Source organism: Humibacter sp., from assembly GCF_051954055.1.
GTDB lineage: Bacteria > Actinomycetota > Actinomycetes > Actinomycetales > Microbacteriaceae > Humibacter.
This window is the reverse complement of the sequence record NZ_JBQCIE010000008.1, coordinates 1-2543: the sequence shown is the minus strand read 5'-3', so window position 1 is coordinate 2543 and position 2543 is coordinate 1. Positions and strand designations below refer to the sequence as shown.

The 2543-nt window shown below is 70.0% G+C and carries 4 protein-coding genes; all 4 read left to right on the top strand.

Annotation, left to right across the window (positions count from 1 at the left end; genetic code table 11):
• Positions 1-126 precede the first annotated feature (126 nt).
• A complete protein-coding gene (locus ACTHNC_RS00525) occupies positions 127-720 on the top strand; it encodes a hypothetical protein (RefSeq protein WP_440292629.1) in 594 nt (197 codons plus the stop codon).
• Positions 721-862: 142 nt separating this feature from the next.
• Positions 863-1636 carry a YcnI family copper-binding membrane protein gene (locus tag ACTHNC_RS00520; protein WP_440292628.1) on the top strand — a complete coding sequence of 258 codons (774 nt, stop codon included), beginning with the start codon at positions 863-865 and terminating at the stop codon, positions 1634-1636.
• A complete protein-coding gene (locus ACTHNC_RS00515; RefSeq protein WP_440292630.1) occupies positions 1636-2325 on the top strand; it encodes a copper resistance CopC family protein in 690 nt (229 codons plus the stop codon). Before ACTHNC_RS00520 ends, ACTHNC_RS00515 begins: the two co-directional genes overlap by 1 nt.
• An 18-nt stretch (positions 2326-2343) precedes the next feature.
• Positions 2344-2543, top strand: a 200-nt coding sequence (locus tag ACTHNC_RS00510) for an SDR family NAD(P)-dependent oxidoreductase (RefSeq protein WP_440292627.1), incomplete at its 3' end; no start/stop codon positions are given.

The window sequence follows — 2543 nt, the reverse complement described above, 5'->3', positions numbered from 1 at the left end:
GGTATCAACATACGAGCGGGTGCTCCCCCCAAACACACACCTGGGGTGGGGCGGGGCCCCCGACCCCCCCGGCCCAACCCTCAATCGCCTCTAGGCTGGAGGCATCCACACTCGGCAGGTAACGGCATGACCTCTCGCGGCATACGCACGCTTCGCGGCACCGCGGCCGCGTGCTTCGCCGTCTTCGTCGCCGCACTGGTCCACGATGCCGCCGGCGGGAGCCTCCCGTCGTTGCTCGCCGTGTCGCTGTCGCTGGCATTCGCCGTTCCGCTCTGCGTCGCGCTCGCGGGGCGCCGCATCTCGTTGTGGCGGCAGGCGGCATCCGTCGGGGTCAGCCAGCTGCTCCTGCACCTGCTGTTCGGGCTCGGATCGAATGCCTCGGGCACTGCACTGCACGTTCCCGCAGGTCACATGCACATGGGTGGGCCCATCGCCCTGACCGCGGGACACGCCATGCCCATGCACCACGACACCCCGCTCATGTTCGTCGCGCACGGCTGCGCCGCGCTCATCACCATCGCGGCGCTCCGTCGCGGCGAGCGCACCCTGCATGCGCTCGCCACCTTCACCGTGCTTCTCGTCACCGCGATCGCACGACTGACCGTCGTGCCGATCGGCGCCCCGGCACGGATGCCCGTGCAAACCCGCCCGATCACGCTCGCGTCGCCGACGCGCGTGCTCGGCGCGCGCCGCCACCGCGGTCCTCCCGCCTTCGCCTAGGGCGTGTCCGACAGACACACCCAGCAGTCGCATCAGGCGCAGCCATGTCCGGCGTCCGGAACCACGTGTTCGTGGTGGGCGCACGAGGGGCTGCGGTTCGATAGCGCGCAGTCATATGCGCGAACAGGCATACGAGAGAGACATGACCAAACACACCCTTGCGGCCGCGGGAGCGGCCGCCATCGCGGCCGTCGCCCTGGCGATCGCCGCACCGCTCACCGCGAGCGCGCACGTACGCGTGGATCCCGACCAGGCTGCGCCTGGCGGATACAGCGTGCTCACGTTCCGCGTGCCCACCGAGTCCGCGACGGCCGGCACGGTCGGGCTCGAGGTCGACTTTCCGACCGCGACTCCGTTCACCTCCGTCTCGTACCAGCCCATCCCCGGCTGGAAGGCGACCGTCACGACCTCGAAGCTCGCCAAGCCGGTGAAGATCTCCGGCGCGACCGTGACAGAGGCACCGACGAAGATCGTGTGGACAGCCGATCCGGGAGTGCAGATCGCGCCGGGACAGTTCCAGCAGTTCGTCATCTCGGCCGGGATCGTGCCCGACACCGGCAAGATCGTCATGCCGGCCATCCAGACCTACTCCGATGGATCGGTCGTGAAGTGGGATCAACCGACGCCCGCGTCGGGTGAAGAGCCGGAGCATCCTGCGCCCACGCTCTACGTGAAGGATGCGCCGCCGGCCGCATCGACGACGACTCCGACAGTGGTGAGCAGCACACCGGTTCCCGCTGCCTCGAGCGCGTCGCCGACGGATGGCGCTGCTCTCGGCCTCGGGGTAGCCGGGCTCGTTCTCGCGGCGATCGCCCTGATCGTTGCGGTGCTCGGGATCACCCGCAGGCCACGGCCCGCTGCGGCAGGCACGCCGCATCCCTCCCCGAGCGCATCGTCCAACGAGGGCGGCGCGTGATGCTTCCGCCCGCAACACGGCACTCTGCGCGATCGACCGTTCGGGACCTCTCCCGAAACCGGTCGATCGGTCGGGCCCTGCGCGCCGGGATCGCGGTCGCCGCCCTCGTGGCGGCCGCGGTCGTCGGCCCGCTGGCCGCCGCTCCGGCGAGCGCTCACGACTACCTCGTCGACAGCTCACCGAAGGCGGGTTCGACGCAGACGACGCCCATCGACAGCGTGAAGCTCACGTTCGACGACGTCGTGCTCGACCTGTCGAAGACCGGTCCCGGCGCGTTGCTGCAGGTGACGGGTCCGGATGGCGCGAGCCGGCACTTCGAGACCGGATGCCCCACCATCAGCGACCGCAATGTCACGGTTCCCGTCGCCCTCGGTGGTGCGGGCAAGTACATGGTCACCTGGCAGATCGTCTCCGCCGACGGCCACGTCGTCTCCGACTCGATCCAGTTCACCTACGCTCCGCCCGCCGGAACGAAGGCCGCCACGGGCTCCGCCGTGAGTCCGTGCAAGGGTGCCGGCGCGAGCGCCGCACCGAAGGCCGGAGCGGGCACAGCGCAGGGCACGGTGAACTCGGGCGCGATCGTGATCGTCATCGTGATCGCCGGGGCGATCGTGCTGCTCGCCCTCATCGCGGTCGTGGTGATCCTGCTCACGAGACGACGGCCGCGGGATTCCGGCACGGACGAGTGATCTCGTAATACTGGACGCATGGCCACCCACCTCATCACCGGCGCATCCTCCGGAATCGGCGCCGCCCTCGCTCGGGCGCTGTACGAACGAGGCGACGCGCTCGTTCTTCTCGCGCGAAACGAGGAGCGCGCCCAGCAGCTCGTCGCGGTCTTTCCGGACGCGACGGCGCTGGTGGCCGACCTGGAGCATCCGGAGTCGTTGCGGGCATCCCTCGGTGA